Origin of the sequence: Xanthobacter autotrophicus (assembly GCF_030015065.1) — a bacterium.
GTDB lineage: Bacteria > Pseudomonadota > Alphaproteobacteria > Rhizobiales > Xanthobacteraceae > Xanthobacter > Xanthobacter autotrophicus_D.
Map to the genome: position 1 here is coordinate 1 of NZ_JAIVFN010000384.1, position 464 is coordinate 464.

1 protein-coding gene is annotated in these 464 nt (G+C 61.9%); it reads right to left on the reverse strand.

Going from position 1 to position 464, the window contains the following annotated elements; genetic code table 11:
- Positions 1-396, reverse strand: a 396-nt coding sequence (locus K9U40_RS23645) for an aldo/keto reductase (RefSeq protein WP_282892499.1), incomplete at its 3' end; no start/stop codon positions are given.
- Positions 397-464: the final 68 nt, after the last annotated feature.

The window sequence follows — 464 nt, forward strand, 5'->3', positions numbered from 1 at the left end:
ACCCATACGTTTGAGGGACTGGTCGCAGGAGGCGATGAGGTACTTGCGGGAGCCGCCACCCTGCCCGTAGGGGCCGGGCCACATGTCATAGCCAGCCTTGGTGGAGATGATGAGTTCATCACGATGGGGCTTGAGGTCGGAGGCGAAGATGCGTCCGAAATTGATTTCGGCCTGGCCGTAGGGCGGACCGTAGTTGTTGGCGAGGTCGAAATGTGTCACCCCGCGGTCGAAGGCGCGTCGCAGGACGGCGCGTTGGGTGCCCCCGGGATGCAGATCTCCAAAGTTGTGCCAGAGTCCGAGAGACACCGCCGGAAGCATGAGACCGCTGGTGCCACAACGGCGATACTGCATGTCGTCGTACCGGTTCTCAGCTGCGACGTAGGAACTCACTGCCATGGGCACAGGCTACCAAGGGCACGATGGTCGGGAAGATTGTCCCACTGACGGGATGTGAGGTGCGTACC